This window comes from uncultured Salinibacterium sp. (genome assembly GCF_963974405.1).
Taxonomy (GTDB): Bacteria; Actinomycetota; Actinomycetes; order Actinomycetales; family Microbacteriaceae; genus Rhodoglobus.
Window position 1 is genome coordinate 594,252 of record NZ_CAXBBH010000001.1, and the last position, 17,000, is coordinate 611,251.

Genomic DNA, 17,000 nt, shown 5'->3' on the forward strand with positions numbered 1-17,000 from the left:
TCCCCATGAGTGACCACGAGAGCCCAGACACCCCGGCAACGCCCGCGGCTTCTTCAGAGCCGGCGAAGTCGACGGTCACCCCTCTGCGCATCGCACTGTGGGTGCTGGTGGCTGGCGCTGGACTCTTCATGCTCATTTCGGGACTCGTCGGCGTCTTTGTGAAGGCTCAATAGTGGATCGCAAATCGTCGCGACTCATCATGACTGTGACTCTCGTGGGACTTGTCGTACTCATCGCGATAGTCACCCTCGTCAACGGTTAGGGTAGAAACGTGCCTCAAGAATTCTGGTCGAACGCGATCTTTTCCGTTGTCCCGACGATCGCCGTTGGGCTCGTCTTCTGGTTCGTGATGGCAGCGATCATTCGCTCCGACCGCACTGAACGCAGCAGCTACGCCAAGATCGAGGCAGAAGAGCGCGCCAAGATGGCGGCCCAAGCCGCTGACCCGAGCGAGTCGTAGTCTTCGACCAACATATTCTCAGCCGCGCCGCCCTACTCGCGCGGTTTCAGCCTGATCGTCGGCAGTTCTGGTGCGGGCAGCGGATGCCCGTCAAAGTTCTCGACGGTGCCGAAACGTCCGGAGGGGTTTGTGCCCTCAATCACGTCAGCCTGCCACTGCGCGCGAAAATCGACTATCTCGTCGTGACTGCGCCCGATGAAGTTCCACCACATGATGATGGCTTCGCCGAGCGGTTCGCCGCCCAGAAGCAAGAGCCGGGCATCCGTCGCGGCAGTGATGGTGAGTTCGGTGAGGCCGGGCGCGAGGTAGGCGAGATGATCGGTGGGGGTCTGCACCGTGGCGACAGTCACGTCTCCGGCATCCACGAGCACGCCGTGCTCGAATCCCGGGTTGACAGAAAGCGTGATGGTCGTGCCCGCCGGGATGTTGAGCTGTGCGCCCAGCAGGGGAGAGAAGACGTGTGCCGGCGAGGAGACCCCGGCAAGTTCACCGATAAACACACTGACGCTCGCGCCCTGATGCTCGAAAGGGGACGGCGCGTAGTTCTCAAAAGTGGGAGCGGTGTCGCGGTGCGCGTCGGGGAGAGCAACCCAGAGCTGCGCCCCGTGCAGCAGAGTCGGTTCGGCAGGCGAGACCTCCGAATGCGAGATGCCGCGACCGGCCGTCATGAGATTCAACTCTCCTGGCCGAACGGTCGCGAGACTGCCGACGCTATCGCGGTGCTCGATGTCGCCGGCAAAAAGCCAACTCACGGTTTGCAAGCCCGTATGCGGATGCGGCGGCACGTGCATCCGGGTGGATTCTGGCCCGTAGTGGTCGACGAAACACCAGCCGCCGATGAGCGATCGAGAACGCTGGGGAAGCGTGCGCCGCACATTCATGGCACGCGGGCCACCGAGCGGAACGTCGCGAGGCTCAAGCAATTGCACGCCAGTACCCTGCTGCGTTTCGCACAGCACCTCAGCGGGATTCTCTTCAGGGTTGCTCACGGTGGCTCCTCACCCGATCGTCACGTCGCTGAGAGCTAGCGTGCCACAAAAATCACCCCGCGATAAGCCGGGTCACCGTAGGCGATCATCTGATCGAGCACCGCGACCGAGACGGGAAGGTCGTGCGAATCGACCCACGTTTCGCCCTGCTGTGCTGTGATCCAGGGGTCATTGAGCAGCACAGTGTCGCCCTTCACCGAGTGGGCAACAACCCAGTGCGGTGTGGAGACGTCGTGCATGGGCTCTTCCTCGATCAACAGCACGGCGAGCTCTCCCGCCGCAACGCGCTCGGTAATCTGCTCAATCGACAACGGGTCAGTGTGTTGCTGGATGCCGCGGCTCGCGACCTCGGCACGAGACTGCTCTTGCAGCTGCTCACGGAAGGTTCGCTCGTCCCCCTCATAGCCTTCGAGAAGAGTGGGAGCGGTGGTGTCGAGGTGCAACTCAAGACGGATGGGGGACGCTGACTCTGTGATCGCATCGTGCACGGCCACCGCGAGACCGAGAGGCTCGCAGGCCGGAAAGTTCGTAGCCGCGCGCCAAAAAGCGAGCTCGCGCTCACGCGCGGCCTCGTCTTCAGCATCAGCGAACGGTTCAAGGCCGAGATGGCTGAGCGCCGTCATCGCGGCGACAGCACCGCACGTGAACATCGTCGTCTGACCGTAGTAACGCAACTGCTCGTGCGGCCACAAATCGTGCCACAGCGCGAAACCGCGAACGCCCTGAGTGCCATCCGCCGACGAGATCGGGTCGCGCAGCGCGGTGAAGCCGAGATCGCTCGCGAAGGCGGGAAGCTCGGCATGCGCGGGGAGCTGCCACTTGAGGCAAGCGTCACCGCGCTCGGCGGAAGCCGCAATGACCTGCCCGAGGAGGGTGCGGGCTGCCGTCTCCGCGGAGGCTGCTCCGGCAGAGCCGCCATCAGACCAGAGTTCGACGAGCTTCGTGTAGCGCGTATTGGGGCGACCCGACGTGAGAGCCGCAGCCATTCCGGTGGGGGAGTTGAGCATCCACACCCGGGGGTCGTACGGTCCGCGATCGCGTTGCCACTCGGCAACCCGCTCAGCCCCGAGAGCTTCGATGAGGTGAGCAGGCGCGTCCGCGGGCGCGAACTGAATGACAGCGTCAGCGTCAGCGTCGACGGCAGTACCGGCAGTACCGGCAGCGGGAGAGGGAGTGGGAGCAGGAGTGGAGTTGTCCACGGGGTCCTTTCGGGGCGAAGCGGGCGCTTGTGGCGCCGACCTCAGTGAGTAGGTGCTTCGTGAATTGACGCTGCAACGAGCGCCTGAGTGTAGGGATGAGTCGGCGCATTGAGGACGTCGTGACAGAGGCCAGACTCCACGACGTCGCCGTGGCGCAGCACGTAGACGCGGTCGGCCAGTTGACGCACCACGGCAAGGTCGTGCGAGATGAAGAGGATCGAGAGGCCGAGTTCGACACGCAGTTTCGCCAGCAGGTCGAGAATCTGTTTCTGCACAGACACATCGAGTGCCGAAACCGATTCGTCGCAAATCAGCAGTTCGGGTTGCACCGCCAGAGCGCGAGCAATAGCTACCCGTTGACGTTGCCCACCCGACAGTTCGGCCGGCCGCTTGCGCGCGAACTCGAGCGGCAACTCCACCAGGTGAAGCAAACCATTGAGGTCGGATGCCGGACGTCCCGCCACCCGCAACGCCAACTTCAGCGACCTGCCGACACTGATCATCGGGTTCAGTGACGAATACGGGTCTTGAAACACGATCTGCATTTGCTTAGGCGTGCGCGAAGCACGGCCGGGAGCGAGAGCAACACCGTCGAACATGATTGTTCCGCTCGACTCTCGTTCAAGGCCCGCAATGCAGCGCGCGATCGTGGTCTTACCCGAACCGCTCTCGCCGACAATTCCGACGGTCTCGCCACGGCCGACAGTGACACTGACTCCGTGCAGCACGGCCTTGCCGCTGAAGTTCTTGGTGACATCGGTCGCAACAACGAGATCGGTTGCCGCAGCAATCTCGCCTCCCGTGGCAGACACATCGCCCGACACGGCCGCCCCGGATGCCGCCCGCGCGACCCCGGCGGAGCGGTCAGTCAGCGAGGGGTCGGCTTCGATGAGCGCCCGCGTGTAGGGGTGGCTTGGCGTATTGAGCACGGAGCTCGTGATGCCGCGCTCCACAATTTCACCGTGGCGCATGACAAGCACATGCTCCGCACGCCCGCGCACCATGCCGAGGTCGTGCGAGATGAGCAGGGCAGCCATGCCGCGCTTCGCTTGCAGTCGCCGAAGTAGGTCGAGAATCTCGCCCTGATTACTCGCGTCAAGAGCTGTGGTTGGCTCGTCAGCAATGAGCAGCTCGGGGTCAGTGGCGAGCGCCGCCGCGATGGCAACCCGCTGACGCATTCCGCCGGACAGTTCGTGGGGAAAGGCGCGCGCAACATCCGCGGGCAGGTTCACTTCGGCTAGCCGTTGAGTGACGAGCTCGGCGCATTCTGCGGCGCTGAGGCGAGTAGCGCTCGCGGCCTGAATCGTCATCCCGATCTGGGCGCCGCACCGGTGCACGGGGCTCAAGCTCGTGAAAGGATCTTGCAGCAGCAGAGAGATGCGGCGACCTCGAGTGGCGCGCCAGACAACATCCGTGGCCGGCAGTTCGATCGTGGAACTCGTGAGCGTGATCGTGCCGCGCGCCGTGAAGCCGTTCGGCAGCAAACCAGCAATGGCTTTCGCCGAGAGTGTCTTGCCCGAACCCGATTCTCCAATGAGGGCAAGGGTCTCACCCGGCGCGATAGAGAAATCGAACGGCTCCACAACAACCCCAGCGGGTCCATCAACTCTCAAGCCGGAAACGGCTACCTGGTTCTCGCTCATGAACGTCCCGTTCTGGTCAAAACTTGGCCGAGCCAGTCGCCGACGAGGTTCGCGGCCGACGCGACACCGATGATGAGCAAAGCCGGAACGAGCACAGCAGCCGGATTGTCGACCATGATCGCGCGACCATCCGTCAACTGGCGACCCCAATCAGCTGTGCCCGGAGCAACGCCAACGCCCAAGAACGACAGCGACGAAAACGCCACAAGCGCAAAGGCGACATTGAGCATCGAGTTCGTGATGATGAGCGACGACACATTCGGCAACACCTGCGTAAACATGATGCGCGCCTTCGACAGCGACAGCATCTGGGCCGCCTCCACGAACGGTCGCGCCGCCTGCTCCATCACCCCGGCTCGCACAATACGGATGTCCGAAGGCGAGAACAACAAGATCAACAACAGCACCGTCATCCAATAGCCAGCACCAAACACACCAGCAACCACAATCGCGGCAAGCAACAGAGGGAGGGAAAACAGAAGGTCAGTCCAGCGCCCAATAATGAAGTCGATCGGACCACGAAGATAACCAGACACCGTGCCAAGCAGAATGCCGAGAAGCATCGACCCGAGTGCAACACACACCGGACCAACGAGAGCGGATGCTGCTCCCGCGATCGTCAGCGCGAGCACGTCACGGCCCAATTCGTCGGTGCCGAGAAGGTGGCCAGGGCTGCCAGGGGGCAAGAGGGAATCGAGGATCGACTGGGCTGTGGCATCCGGGGCAATGAGGTTGCCAAAAAGCACGAGGAACGCGGCGACTCCGAGCAGGGCGAGAGACAACCACACGGCAACCGGATGACGGCGGCGCGAGCCGGGTGCTTTAGCGAGAACTATGGCTTCGGTGCTGCTCACTGTGCACCCTCCTTAGCGCGGATGCGGGGATCGAGGAAGATGTAGGCGAGGTCGGCAAGCAGGGCGATCGTTGCAATTGTCACCGCGACCAGCAGGGTGAGTGCTTGCACGACGGCGATGTCTTTGAAGAGCACGGAGCCTTGCAGCAGGGTGCCGAGTCCCGGCAGCGCAAACGTGGTTTCGGCAAGAACGGTGCCACCCACGAGGAAGGTCAGCACGAGGCTCGCGCCTGTGACGATGGGGATGGCGGCGTTGCGCAGAGCGATCATGTGCACTTGGTGGTCGGGGAGGCCTCGAGCGCGGCCGAAGGTCACATAGTCGCTTTCGAGCTCGCGCAGCATGGCCGTGCGAGTGAGTTTGAGGATGATCGCGCCGAGCCCGAGTGCCAGAGTGATGGCGGGCAGCACGAGGTGCCAGAGGGTGTCGAGGCCGCCGTCGCCGGAACCATAGACGGGGAAGATCGGAACGTAGAACGCGAACCCGTAAAGAAGGAGGAGGCCGACGGCGAAGGTGGGAGCACTGAGGCCCACAATTCCGAAGCCGGTGGCGAAGCGGTCAATCCAGCTTCCCGAACGCACGGCGCTTTGGACGCCGAGGGGAACCGCCACAATCACGGCGAGCACGAAGGCAAATCCGCTCAGCGCTGCTGTGATGCCGAGCCGCGACCCGATCACATTCGAGACGGAATCTTGCAGGCGGATGGACTGCCCGAAGTCACCGGTGAGAGTGTTGCCCAACCAGATCAGGTATTGCATATAGAGCGGCTGGTCGAGGTTGTACTGCGCGCGGATAGCGGCGATGGCCTCCGGCGATGATGCACGGTTGCCGAGCAAGTTCTTGACGATGTCGCCGGGAGCGAGGTGCAGCATCGAGAACACAATGATCGAGAGCACCAACAGAATTCCGACGGTGCCGAGCACGCGCACCACAAGCATGCGGCCCAAGGACCGAGCTTGTGATGCGCGTGCAATCGGGGTGGTTGTCACAGATTATCCAGCGGGAGTGAGCAGGGTTGGCCACGAGGAGATGAACGCGAATGAGCTGTAGTTGCTCATGTCGATGTTCTTCGAGAACGCGGTTGCGGATTGTCCCCACCAGAGCGGAACGCTGATGACGTCTTCGGCCTGCAGCGTTTCAGCCTCGATGAGGAGGTCGATGCGGGCGGCGGGGTCATTTTCAGCGCCAACTCGTTCGAACAGCGAGAGAATTTCGGGGTTCTCGTAGTTCGAGATGTTGTAGTCGCCGAGCATGTAGGTCGACACTTCGGCAGGGTCACCCAGAGTGGAGAAGTACCACATGAGGCCTACGCCATAGCTGCTGTCTTGCTCGAGGCTCGCGAGCCATTCCTCGATGGGAACTTCACGAACATTCAGCGTGATGCCGATCTTGGAGAGGTTCTCGGCGAGTGACTGCGCTGCGGTGCCGAGCTGCGGGCCGGTCGAGGGGAACAGCATGTCGGTTTCGAAGCCATCCGGGTGGTCAGAGGCTGCCAGTGCTGCGGCTGCCGCGTCGAGGTCGAAGTCGTACTGCGGGATAGTCGCGAGCAAGTCGCGAGCGTCATCGGGGCTGTAGACGCTTCCGAGGGATTCCGGGGTAGCGATTGCGGTGGCAACTTCGCCGTGACCGCGCAGCAGCTTGTCGACGATTGTGGTGCGGTCGACGCTGTGGGCGAATGCTTCACGCACCTTCGGATCGTTGAACGGCTCGAGTGCGGTGTTGAAGTACATGCCGACATAGGAGAGGTCGTTGACGTAGTCAACACGCATGTTGTCGAGGTCTTCCCACTGGGTCGACTGAGCAAGCGGCACATTGAAGGCCACGTCGATGTCGCCAGACTGGGCGGCAAGCAAGCGAGTGCCCTCATCGGGGATGAACTTGACGTTGATGTTCTTCACCTCGGGAAGGTCGCCCCACCACGTGTCGACGCGTTCGAAGTTCACGTGCGAGTCGGGCACGAACTCGGTGACCTTGTAAGGGCCAGTGCCCAGAAGCAGTGCGCTGCTCGTACCGACTTCGCCGTTGTTCTCTTCCCAGAACTTCTGCGAAGTGATGAAAGCTGCACCACCCGTACTCATGTTGGCGGCGAATGCCGCATCAGGGGCTGACAGGGTCACGGTGACTTCGAGGTCGCCCGTCTTCTCGACACTCTCCACGCCGCCCAAGTAGTACGACAGGCCGGGTGAACTGGTTTCGTCCCGCGCCTGCTCGAGGCTGAACACAACGTCATCAGCGGTCACCGGGGTGCCGTCTTGGAACTGGGCATCGTCACGCAGCTCGTAGACATAGGTCACATCATCCGGCTGGTCCCACGATTCGGCGAGGCCGGGCTGCAAGGCGCCGTCAGCATCGATCGAGACGAGGCCCTCTTGAGTGATGGAGGCGATGTAGTAGTTGAGGATTCCGCTCTCGGCGCCTACATACAGGCTGGAAAGCGAGCCGGGCAGAGCAACAGTGATGGTGTCAATGTTGCCGTCGCCGGTGGGGGTGCTCGATGTGGCGCAGCCAGCGAGCAACAGGGCCGAGGCAGCAACGGCGACGGTGGATGCCCTCGCCCCCTTGGCCAGGGTGGAGTTAGTAGTTCTCATGCGAAGTTCGTGCCTTTCGGTGAGCGTTACAGGAGGGGTGAAGGGTGCGGATGAAAATTTCGCGCGTTGGAGATGAGAATGCTGCGACAGTGCCGCGCGATCACTGCTGGTTTTCCGGGCCACCTCTCGCATGGCCAATAACCGGAGGGCTACGGCGATGCTGGGGGTGTCGGCTGAGTCGTCGAGAGTGGTCGCATAGATGCGTCGACGAAGTTTGGGTTGCAACTCGAGGGCAACGACGCCGCCGGGCAGTGCGGTCGTGGCGAGAGCGAGCTCTGAGAGGAACGTCACACCGATTCCGGATGCCACGAGCGCAAGTGCCGCGCCCGTTGTTGTGACACCATGCCGCAGGGTGGGCTTCTCGCCCAGACCGGTGGCAACGGCGACAAGTTGTTCGGTGCAGGTCGCTGGGCCGCCGATCCACGTGAAGGGGAGGAGCCCGGCGACGCTCGCCGTCGAACCCAGCTGGTCGGCAACCGCACGGGGAACAATCGCGAGCACATTTTCGGAGAGCAGGAAGCGCGAACGCAGTCCCTCCGCGCTCGTGTGCGAACTCGTTGCGGTGGTGTGGTCGCTCGCGTAGCGGTAGTCGAGGGCGATATCGGCGCGACCATCGGCAACGGCTTTGAGGGCGGCATCCGGTGCTGCTTCGCTGAATTCGACGTGGATGCCCGGAAACTCTCGATCGAGGCGCGAGAGCAGCGGCGCGATGATGCTGGCAACGGCGGCGGGGAAGGCGGCGAGGCGAACGGCGCCGCGGTCGAGCCCGAGGTGGGCGGTGAGGTCGCTGGCGGCGGCGGTGATGGCGGCGTCGATGCGGGGGGCGTGGCGCGCGAGGAGGGCGCCGGCTTCGGTGAGTTCCATGCCGCGCGGGGTGCGCGCGACGAGGGCGATGTTCAGGCGAGCTTCGCTGCGCTTGAGCTGTTGGGTGATGGCGGGCTGGCTGAATCCCAGGCGACGAGCTGCGGCTGAAACGCTGCCGGTTTCGGCGATCGCGACCAGAATGCGCAGCATGTGCAGGTCGAGCGCGCGAGTGAGTTCGTCAAGGGTGACGGATTCTTCAGGTGCGTCCTGCATAACGACACCTTATGGCCAAACGACCACTACATAACGTTACAGAATGATTAACTTTGGCTGGGTGGCGCTCGCTGCGACTACCGGTCAGCGGTCACGAGCAAGTCACCGACTTCGCAATCGAGCGCTACGCAGACGGCAAACAGCGTCGAGAATCGGATGGCGCGGGCCCGGTCATTCTTCAAAATGGAGAGGTTCACGACGCTCACGCCCACAATTTCGCTCAGCCGTGTGAGCGTCATCCCTCGTTGCTCGAGCAGTTCATCGAGCCGACAGTGGATGCCGGTGGCGTCGTTCTCGTCCGCCGGCACCATCAGACGAGCCCGTCGGTCTCGCGCTGGAGGCGCTCGCCGAATTCGAAAGCGGCACCGACGACGCCGAGGGCGAGACCCCACGCGAGGGGAGCGAAGTCCACCAGTACGCCAAACACCATGAGGCCTTCTCCGGCTATCCCGCTGTCGTGGCTTGCGAGAACGGGCTCGCCCAGAAACCTGACGACTTCAGCGTTCGCGATCCCTTGAATCAAGGGAACGAACATTCCTGTAGCCATTACCAGCACGCTCGCAGCCAGGGTCGACCATGTGGCGGAGCGTGCAAAGGGACGTTTCTTGAGGAGTCGCGTGCCGAGAATGAACACAATTACAGAGAGGCCGAGGCCCAGAAGGGCGCCGACTGTCTCCTGTCCGACCAAGAGCACGCGTATGGCGGTGGGCAAGCCGTCGATGACGAGGGACACGGACTCATAGCTGGCGGAACTGATGGCGGTAACCCTGTCGGCGAAGTCTGGGGAGCCGGGATTGGCGATTTCGAGTCCGTCAATTCTGATCTCGCTGGCGGTAAGTAAGTGCACTGATCGAAGCACAAGGGCGACGAGGTTCACGACTCCGACTGCTAGTGCGCCAAAGGTGATCGCGCGGAGTCCCCGATTGTTGAGAACTTCGAGTCTCTGCTCTGTCTTTGGTTGGAGTTTCATGCCGAATTCCTAACGTTTTTCGATACTATCGATAATCGTTAACATAATGCTTATCGATAGGGTGCGCAAGCGCTGGACGTACTGCACGTCGCGTCCCTTGTCGAATACGCAAATTCCCCGGCAGCCTCCCCGGGAACGAAACGTAAGCTTGAGTCGTGTTTTTCCTCGGCGGATCCTGAGCGTGGTGGCTGTTCTGGCGCTGCTCGCGCCCGCGCTAGGCGGGTGCACCGTGAGCGATGAGCAAGCATCCGACCTCCGCATCGAAGGACTCTCTGAGGAACAGCGCCGCGATTTCGTGAACAGTCTTGCCGAACTCAGAGCAATCCCGGGGGTGAGTGAGGTGTCGTGGACGCCAACTCCGAAGACGTATTGGGAGAGCTACGCGACAATTGAGGTCGAGGTGAGCGAAGCGTTTGCAGAGCAGCAAGTGAGCGCGATAGCCGCGACGATGAATCGCTACGACGGGGGCGGTAACAATCCCGCCCTGCCGGTTTCGTTCAGTATTCGTCTCGTCGGCGACGATGACGCCGGATTCACGGTTTTTGGGCTCGGCCTTCCGCGCGACCAGGTCGTTGAGAACTATCGATACTGGCGAGAAATCACCGCCGTGATGGCGCTCAAGATGAGGATGGATCTTCACTCGACTGTTTCCCGCAGAGACTATGACATGCGCGTCATTTCGGCTCCGACCGACGTGCATCCACTACAACCTCTGCACCAGATGATTGACCATTACGACGGACTTGCCTCACTTTCTTCTCCGGAAGGCAGGCCCGCTGATGCGCTCTACGCCGACGGCACGGGAGTTTTTGAGCTCTGGTCCATCCCGGGCTTGCAGTCGTCTGGTTCGCTTCCGCCCCGTGGAGTGGCGGAGCTAGCCGAAAGGCTCAGCAGTCTTTTTCCCTTGCGCGCTAACCCTTGGATCACCTCGGAGCCCGAGGCCGAGGGTAGCTTTCCGGAAGGAGCCAGCATTCGCTGGGCGAACGACAACATGCAGCAGCAGGGTCGTCAGGTGGAGTTGCTTTTCCCCGAATACTCCGAGGCGGACTGGCCCGCGATTGTCGCCGCAGCCGCGGCATCCTCTCAACTACCCGGGCTCAATTTCCAGTATTACGCCTCCGATCGCGACTTCTTCTTCCACACCTCGACGTGCGAGGGGACCGTGCAACCCACCGTCGACGATCAAGCGCTCGTCGACGCGGTGCGGGCGAGCGGGGTAACCCTGCTGGAAGGGGCAGCGCCGGGGCAGTGCATCCCTGAGTTCTACTAGCGAGTGGGCCACACCTCCGCATCAGCGTGCAGGCCTCGGCGCGTGCATCCCTGAGCGCCGGCCGCACACAGTCACGCCTAGGGCGAACAGGGGACTATTTCACGATTTCTGTCGTTAGTCTCTTTACATCGGTACCGAATCTGAAGCGGTATCTAAGGAGTGAAGAGATGTTTGAGAGATTTACCGACCGCGCCCGTCGTGTAGTCGTTTTGGCCCAAGAAGAGGCCAAGATGCTCAACCACAACTACATCGGCACTGAGCACATTCTGCTTGGCCTCATCCACGAGGGTGAAGGCGTTGCCGCAAAGGCGCTGGAGTCTTTGGGTATCTCGCTCGATTCCGTGCGCGAGCAAGTGCAAGACATTATCGGCCAGGGTCAGCAGCAGCCGACCGGCCACATCCCCTTTACGCCGCGCGCCAAAAAGGTACTTGAACTGAGCCTGCGCGAAGCGCTGCAGCTCGGCCACAACTACATCGGCACCGAGCACATCCTGTTGGGTCTCATCCGTGAGGGTGAAGGCGTTGCCGCTCAGGTACTCGTCAAGCTCGGCGCTGACCTCAACAAGGTTCGCCAGCAGGTCATCCAGCTGCTCGGTAGTTTCCAGGGCAAAGAGGCGGTTGCCGTTGGCGGCAATGAGTCAGCGCCCGACAAGGGATCGCAGGTTCTTGACCAGTTCGGCCGCAACCTCACTCAGGCGGCTCGCGATGGCAAGCTCGACCCCGTGATCGGTCGCGAGAAGGAGATGGAACGCGTTATGCAGATCCTCTCCCGCCGCACCAAGAACAACCCGGTGCTCATCGGTGAACCCGGTGTCGGTAAGACGGCTGTTGTCGAAGGCCTCGCCAACGCGATTGTTGCGGGCGACGTACCTGAAACGCTGAAAGACAAGCAGCTGTACTCGCTCGACCTCGGAAGCCTCATCGCCGGTAGCCGCTACCGCGGTGACTTCGAAGAGCGCCTCAAGAAGGTCACGAAAGAGATCCGCACTCGCGGCGACATCATCGTCTTCATCGACGAGATCCACAGCCTCGTCGGTGCCGGCGCTGCTGAAGGCGCCATCGACGCAGCCTCGATCCTCAAGCCGCTTCTGGCTCGTGGCGAGCTCCAGACCATCGGTGCGACGACCCTCGACGAATACCGCAAGCACTTTGAGAAGGATGCCGCGCTTGAGCGCCGCTTCCAGTCCGTGCAGGTGCACGAACCTAACCTCCCGCACACCATCAACATCCTCAAGGGACTGCGCGACAAGTACGAGTCGTTCCACAAGGTCTCCATCACCGACGGTGCCATTGTTGCCGCAGCAAACCTCGCCGACCGTTACGTCGCCGACCGTTTCTTGCCAGACAAGGCCATCGACCTGCTCGACGAAGCTGGCGCACGCCTCCGCTTGTCGATCCTGTCGGCACCGCCAGAGCTGCGCGAATTCGACGACAAGATCGCCGACGTTCGCTCGCGCAAGGAAGGTGCCATCGAAGACCAAGACTTCGAGAAGGCCGCTAGCCTGCGCGACGAAGAAAAGAAGCTGCTCGGAGAGCGCCTGCGCCTCGAGAAGCAGTGGAAGTCGGGCGACGTCGGCTCAAGCGGAATCGTGGATGAAGGCCTGATTGCCGAAGTTCTGGCAGCAGCAACCGGCATCCCCGTCTTCAAGCTCACCGAAGAAGAATCCAGCCGCCTTATCTTCATGGAGAAGGCACTCCACATGCGCGTCATCGGTCAAGAGGAAGCCATCTCGGTTCTCTCCAAGACCATTCGTCGTACCCGTGCAGGCCTCAAGGACCCCAACCGTCCGAGCGGTTCGTTTATCTTCGCCGGTCCTACCGGTGTCGGTAAGACCGAACTCGCGAAGGCTCTTGCCGAGTTCCTGTTCGACGACGAGTCGGCCATGATCTCGCTCGACATGAGTGAGTACGGCGAGAAGCACACCGTGTCGCGACTGTTCGGTGCCCCTCCCGGATTCGTAGGATTCGAAGAGGGTGGCCAGCTCACCGAGAAGGTGCGCCGCAAGCCGTTCAGCGTTGTGCTCTTCGACGAGATCGAGAAGGCTCACCCCGACATCTTCAACTCGCTCCTGCAGATCCTCGAAGAGGGTCGCTTGACCGACGGCCAGGGCCGCGTGGTGGACTTCAAGAACACCGTCATCATCATGACCACCAACCTCGGTACGAAGGACATCACCGCTGGCCCCATGGGCTTCCAGGTGGAAGGCGACTCCTCAACAACCTACGACCGCATGCGCGGCAAGGTTGTTGAAGAACTCAAGAAGCACTTCAAGCCTGAGTTCCTCAACCGTGTTGACGAGACCATCGTCTTCCCGCAGCTGAGCAAGCCAGAACTGCTGCAGATTGTCGACCTCTTCATCAAGCGTCTCTCGGAGCGCATGATGGATCGCGACCTCACGGTCGAGATCACGGTTCCTGCCAAGGAGCGTCTCATCGAAGTCGGGTTCGACCCCGCCCTCGGTGCACGACCGCTTCGCCGCGCAGTGCAGCACGAAGTCGAAGACGCGCTCAGCGAGAAGATCCTTCACGGTGAACTCAACGCTGGCGACCACGTTCACGTTGACTTCGTTGACAACAAGTTCGTGTTCGTCACGAGCCGCCAGCCCGGACTCCCCGAAAAGGAACCGGCCGAGGTCGAAGCCTAAACAACGCACCACCCACCAGCGGTTGGGCATTACTTTCGAGTGAGTGCCCAACCGCTGGTGTCGTTTAAGGCTTATCTCACGAGGTCACTGTGCCGAGCATCCGCCTCGACTGCTACTCTCGCCGGATGCGAGCGACACGATGGGCGATCCTCGGCCCCGGAGCGATCAGTGCAGATTTCGCACAATCACTTCAGCAGAGTGAGCACGGCATCCTGCACGCCGTCGCAAGCTCTAACGCCGAGCGGGCCGCGCACTTTGCGCGCAACCACGGTGTTGCGCTGAGCGGCAGCTATGAGAGCGTTCTTGACCGCGACGATATCGATGCCGTCTACATCGGCACCGTGCACACCACCCACGCGCCGCTCGCGATAGCTGCGCTCTCTGCAGGTAAAGCTGTGCTGTGCGAAAAGCCCATTAGTCCTACTCTCGATGAGACGCTGCGCGTGCTGAAGGCTGCGCGCGACGCCCACGTGCCCTTCGTGGAGGCCTTCAAATACCGGTTCGGTCCCCTCGCCGCAACACTGCGAGACCTCATCGCGACCGGTGAAATCGGAGACATTCAGAAGCTAGAGGCGGGTTTCGGGTTCACGGCGGAGCATCGTGAGGGTCGCCTTTTCGATCCGCAGCTTGCAGGTGGTGCCATTCTGGATGCTGGTGCCTACCCGGCATCGCTCGCGGTGGGCATCGCAACCTGGGCACCACACGGAACTCGCCAACCGGGCCCACGGCGGTTATCCGTTACCTCCGGTGAAGGAGAGATCGGATCGACCGGTGTTGACGAGTGGGCCACGGCGAAGGTATCGAGCGGTGACTTCGCGGCGAGCATCCGCACCTCGATCGTTGCTGACCTGCCTCGATCGTGCACCATTGTGGGAACACGGGGCGCGATCGAAGTCTCTAACGTCTGGGGGAGTCGGCACGAGAGCGCAACCGAACTCATCCTGAACCCGAGCGGAAGGCCCGCACAGACAATGAGTTTCGCCACCGTCGACCCGATGGCGGCAGAAGCAGATGCGGTGTCACTTGCCCTCGACGACGGGCGAGTTGAAATCCCCGAGATGCCGTGGGCTGACAGTATCGCTACCGCCGAGTTGTTGGGTCAGTGGCGGGCTTCGCTTAACTGAGGTCGCGGCGGGGCGCTGGCTCTGGACGGTGCACACCCCGAGGGCGATAACCCAGACTCTCCGACAAACCCACGATATCGGCCAACTACCAGATCGTGGAAAGCCACATTTCCGTGCCTTGAAGCCCCGGCATCGTCTCGGCAGAATCGCTGCCCGGTGCGCGGAAGCCGAATCCCTCTTCGGGAACCCAGCGGATGAGCGCCTGATCGAGCAGTTGCTCGGCGACGGCACGCACCTCCGCGGAGCGATAGCCGTGTGAGCGAGTCAGCCAGAGCGGATGCGCGATGTCGAGAATGTTGCACGCATTCTGTTCCTGCGGCTCGACGATGCTCGGCTCTCTACTGTGACGCAGAACCGTGTCCACGACGGCTTCTGGACAAGGAACAGGAAGGCCCCACTGCGCGAAGGTGCCGCGAGTCGCGCGGTAGAACCCGTTAACGACCTGCAAGAGTCCATCCTGTGAGTTCGAGCTGCCCCACATTCCTGTCGCCGGATCGACGGCGGTGAGCATCCACCCCAGCAGCGTTTCTCTCAAGCCTGCAGGCACGGTGTCGCCCCGCTCTTGGCTCCACTGGATCGCCGTGCCAATGATATCGACGCAGTGGCCGCCGTGCCACGCGTTATCTTTCCACGGAAGTTCACCCAAGAATGCGCTGAGCTGTGCAGGCGAGGCCTCAGTGACGAGGCGAAGCGGCCACTCGAGCTGTTCGCCTAACAGGGCAAGCGCATAGCCGACGCTCAGCACGTGATAGCCCGCGTCGGGGTCGAAATTGTCAAGGCCGAGAGAAGGCACGGTGCCTGTTGTAGACGGCGGCATCATTTGAGCGCCGTCGCTGCTGAGCTGCGGGATTGCGCCCGTCGTGGGGTCCTGCCACGACGTGAGCCGCGTCACGTGCTCTTCTGCCGAGAGCTGGGGTGGCGTTTCGTTGAGCAACAGCGCCGCGATTTCGATGGCATCGCAGTGGGCTCGCACGGTCGGCTCAGCGCCGGGCCGGTCGATAAACCTCGCGAGCGAAGGGTTCCAGGAGCGGTCGAGGATGCGCGTGGCCTGAGCGCGTGCCTGGATGCCGAAGTCGCGTAATCGTTCGGCACGATCATCCGTCGGTGTCGGTGTCGGTGTCGGTGTCGGTGTCGGTATCTGTGCCTCTGAGGCCACGTTCTTGACCTCAGAGGGCTGCTGGGCCACGACGTCAACTGGTTCGAGGACCGCAGCCGGCTCGACTCGCCACCGCAAGAACCGTGCCGGGTTGCCGCCGACGATGGCGCCGTCGGGAACGTCCTTCGTGACAACAGCACCCGCGGCGAGCACCGTCTGGTTACCCACGGTAACGCCGTCTAGCACGACGACGTGCGAACCGATCCAGACGTCATCGCCGATAGTGATCCCACGACTCACGAGAGGTTGCCGGAAAAACTCGACCGTAGTGTCAGCGATGGTGTGGTTGAAGCCAAGTAAGGAAGTGTGGGCGCCCATCCGCACCGCATTGCCGAGGTGAACTGTGCCGCGCACCACGGTATAAGGATTGATACTGCAATCGCGGCCGATGTGAATCGTGCCAGTGAGGTATGCGCCCGCCGCTATATAACTGCGATCGCCAAGCCGGAGACTTTCACAGTCGACGTTCGAAAGTTCAGAGACGAAACACTCGTCACCAAGCTTGTAGCGGGGTCCAGTCGAGCGAAGTTCAGCCTGGTGCTGACGCTGCAACTCGTGAGCATCGGCGCTCGCTAAACTCCAGAAGTTCCACGGCGAAAATTGGTGCGGGTCAATCAACGATCAGGCCCCTGACTCACTGGAACTGCGCGGAGGAGCCGTCGATCCGCGCACGTTGAGGCTCGGGCTCAAGACCACGCGGTTGACTGGGCGAGTGGGGTCCGCGATGCGTGAAATGAGCAGCCCGACTGCAGCAGCACCGACCGCTTCTCGTGGAGGGCTCACTGCCGTCAGCGCCGGCGTGAACAATTGAGCCACTTCGTCGTCATAGGCGATGATCGACAGGTCTTCCGGAATTGAGATTCCGCGCGCGAGAGCAAGGTCAACGAACGCCATCGCTTCAGGGTCGGAGTGCACGAGAAGAGCTGTTACCCCGGTGGCGAGGGTCATGTCGAGCGTGGCATTGACGGCATCCGAAAATTCGGGGCTGATGCGGTCGGGCCGTGTCATCAGCGAGGGTCTCGAGCGGT

Annotated in this window: 15 protein-coding genes; 5 read left to right on the forward strand and 10 right to left on the reverse strand. The window is 62.0% G+C overall.

Annotated elements, in window-relative coordinates; all coding sequences use genetic code 11:
* Nucleotides 1–5 precede the first annotated feature (5 nt).
* A complete protein-coding gene (locus tag AACZ26_RS02880; RefSeq protein ID WP_339618956.1) occupies nucleotides 6–173 on the forward strand; it encodes a hypothetical protein in 168 nt (55 codons plus the stop codon).
* Between the two features lie 98 nt (nucleotides 174–271).
* Nucleotides 272–460: a hypothetical protein gene (locus tag AACZ26_RS02885; protein WP_339618958.1), complete on the forward strand. Its 189-nt coding sequence runs from the start codon at nucleotides 272–274 to the stop codon at nucleotides 458–460.
* 32 nt (nucleotides 461–492) lie between these two features.
* Here the strand turns inward: AACZ26_RS02885 and AACZ26_RS02890 are convergent, their stop codons facing one another.
* The 8 genes from AACZ26_RS02890 to AACZ26_RS02925 form a co-directional block, all read right to left on the reverse strand.
* Entirely contained in the window at nucleotides 493–1,449 is a 957-nt protein-coding gene (locus tag AACZ26_RS02890; RefSeq protein ID WP_339618960.1) for a pirin family protein, read from the reverse strand.
* 35 nt (nucleotides 1,450–1,484) lie between these two features.
* Entirely contained in the window at nucleotides 1,485–2,648 is a 1,164-nt protein-coding gene (locus AACZ26_RS02895) for a peptidase C39 family protein (RefSeq protein WP_339618962.1), read from the reverse strand.
* A gap of 41 nt (nucleotides 2,649–2,689) precedes the next feature.
* Nucleotides 2,690–4,291 (reverse strand): ABC transporter ATP-binding protein, encoded by a 1,602-nt coding sequence (locus AACZ26_RS02900; RefSeq protein ID WP_339618965.1) that lies wholly within the window; start codon nucleotides 4,289–4,291, stop codon nucleotides 2,690–2,692.
* A complete protein-coding gene (locus AACZ26_RS02905; protein ID WP_339618967.1) occupies nucleotides 4,288–5,145 on the reverse strand; it encodes an ABC transporter permease in 858 nt (285 codons plus the stop codon). Before AACZ26_RS02905 ends, AACZ26_RS02900 begins: the two co-directional genes overlap by 4 nt.
* Nucleotides 5,142–6,080 carry an ABC transporter permease gene (locus tag AACZ26_RS02910; RefSeq protein ID WP_339620621.1) on the reverse strand — a complete coding sequence of 313 codons (939 nt, stop codon included), beginning with the start codon at nucleotides 6,078–6,080 and terminating at the stop codon, nucleotides 5,142–5,144. Before AACZ26_RS02910 ends, AACZ26_RS02905 begins: the two co-directional genes overlap by 4 nt.
* A 54-nt stretch (nucleotides 6,081–6,134) precedes the next feature.
* A complete protein-coding gene (locus AACZ26_RS02915) occupies nucleotides 6,135–8,807 on the reverse strand; it encodes an ABC transporter substrate-binding protein (RefSeq protein WP_339618969.1) in 2,673 nt (890 codons plus the stop codon).
* A gap of 77 nt (nucleotides 8,808–8,884) precedes the next feature.
* Nucleotides 8,885–9,118, reverse strand: a complete 234-nt coding sequence (locus tag AACZ26_RS02920) for a helix-turn-helix domain-containing protein (RefSeq protein WP_339618971.1) — start codon at nucleotides 9,116–9,118, stop codon at nucleotides 8,885–8,887.
* The gene (locus AACZ26_RS02925; protein WP_339618973.1) at nucleotides 9,118–9,777 is read right to left on the reverse strand and encodes a hypothetical protein; all 660 of its coding nucleotides are present in this window, start codon (nucleotides 9,775–9,777) and stop codon (nucleotides 9,118–9,120) included. The genes AACZ26_RS02920 and AACZ26_RS02925 overlap by 1 nt, the downstream gene beginning before the upstream one ends.
* A gap of 184 nt (nucleotides 9,778–9,961) precedes the next feature.
* On the opposite strand from AACZ26_RS02925, the gene AACZ26_RS02930 reads away from it, so the two are divergent.
* The 3 genes from AACZ26_RS02930 to AACZ26_RS02940 all read left to right on the forward strand — a co-directional run bounded on the left by AACZ26_RS02930 (nucleotide 9,962) and on the right by AACZ26_RS02940 (nucleotide 14,816).
* Complete coding sequence (locus AACZ26_RS02930) at nucleotides 9,962–11,047, forward strand: hypothetical protein (RefSeq protein WP_339618975.1); 1,086 nt, start codon at nucleotides 9,962–9,964, stop codon at nucleotides 11,045–11,047.
* Between the two features lie 167 nt (nucleotides 11,048–11,214).
* Nucleotides 11,215–13,692, forward strand: coding sequence for an ATP-dependent Clp protease ATP-binding subunit (locus tag AACZ26_RS02935; RefSeq protein WP_339618977.1), 2,478 nt, complete (start codon nucleotides 11,215–11,217; stop codon nucleotides 13,690–13,692).
* Nucleotides 13,693–13,817: 125 nt separating this feature from the next.
* Nucleotides 13,818–14,816, forward strand: a complete 999-nt coding sequence (locus AACZ26_RS02940) for a Gfo/Idh/MocA family oxidoreductase (RefSeq protein WP_339618979.1) — start codon at nucleotides 13,818–13,820, stop codon at nucleotides 14,814–14,816.
* A gap of 85 nt (nucleotides 14,817–14,901) precedes the next feature.
* Here AACZ26_RS02940 and AACZ26_RS02945 read toward each other — a convergent pair whose 3' ends face one another.
* The gene (locus AACZ26_RS02945) at nucleotides 14,902–16,329 is read right to left on the reverse strand and encodes an acyltransferase (RefSeq protein WP_339618982.1); all 1,428 of its coding nucleotides are present in this window, start codon (nucleotides 16,327–16,329) and stop codon (nucleotides 14,902–14,904) included.
* A gap of 264 nt (nucleotides 16,330–16,593) precedes the next feature.
* A complete protein-coding gene (locus AACZ26_RS02950; RefSeq protein WP_339618984.1) occupies nucleotides 16,594–16,980 on the reverse strand; it encodes a substrate-binding domain-containing protein in 387 nt (128 codons plus the stop codon).
* Between the last annotated feature and the right edge of the window lie 20 nt (nucleotides 16,981–17,000).

Bases quoted from the DNA above. Each gene is read 5' to 3' on its own strand.
- AACZ26_RS02910 (WP_339620621.1), bottom strand. From the start codon at position 6,080: ATGCTTGTGGTGCGCGTGCTCGGCACCGTCGGAATTCTGTTGGTGCTC.
- AACZ26_RS02900 (WP_339618965.1), bottom strand. From the start codon at position 4,291: ATGAGCGAGAACCAGGTAGCCGTTTCCGGCTTGAGAGTTGATGGACCC.
- AACZ26_RS02920 (WP_339618971.1), bottom strand. From the start codon at position 9,118: ATGGTGCCGGCGGACGAGAACGACGCCACCGGCATCCACTGTCGGCTC.
- AACZ26_RS02950 (WP_339618984.1), bottom strand. From the start codon at position 16,980: ATGACACGGCCCGACCGCATCAGCCCCGAATTTTCGGATGCCGTCAAT.
- AACZ26_RS02915 (WP_339618969.1), bottom strand. From the start codon at position 8,807: ATGCAGGACGCACCTGAAGAATCCGTCACCCTTGACGAACTCACTCGC.
- AACZ26_RS02940 (WP_339618979.1), top strand. From the start codon at position 13,818: ATGCGAGCGACACGATGGGCGATCCTCGGCCCCGGAGCGATCAGTGCA.
- AACZ26_RS02880 (WP_339618956.1), top strand. From the start codon at position 6: ATGAGTGACCACGAGAGCCCAGACACCCCGGCAACGCCCGCGGCTTCT.
- AACZ26_RS02925 (WP_339618973.1), bottom strand. From the start codon at position 9,777: ATGAAACTCCAACCAAAGACAGAGCAGAGACTCGAAGTTCTCAACAAT.
- AACZ26_RS02935 (WP_339618977.1), top strand. From the start codon at position 11,215: ATGTTTGAGAGATTTACCGACCGCGCCCGTCGTGTAGTCGTTTTGGCC.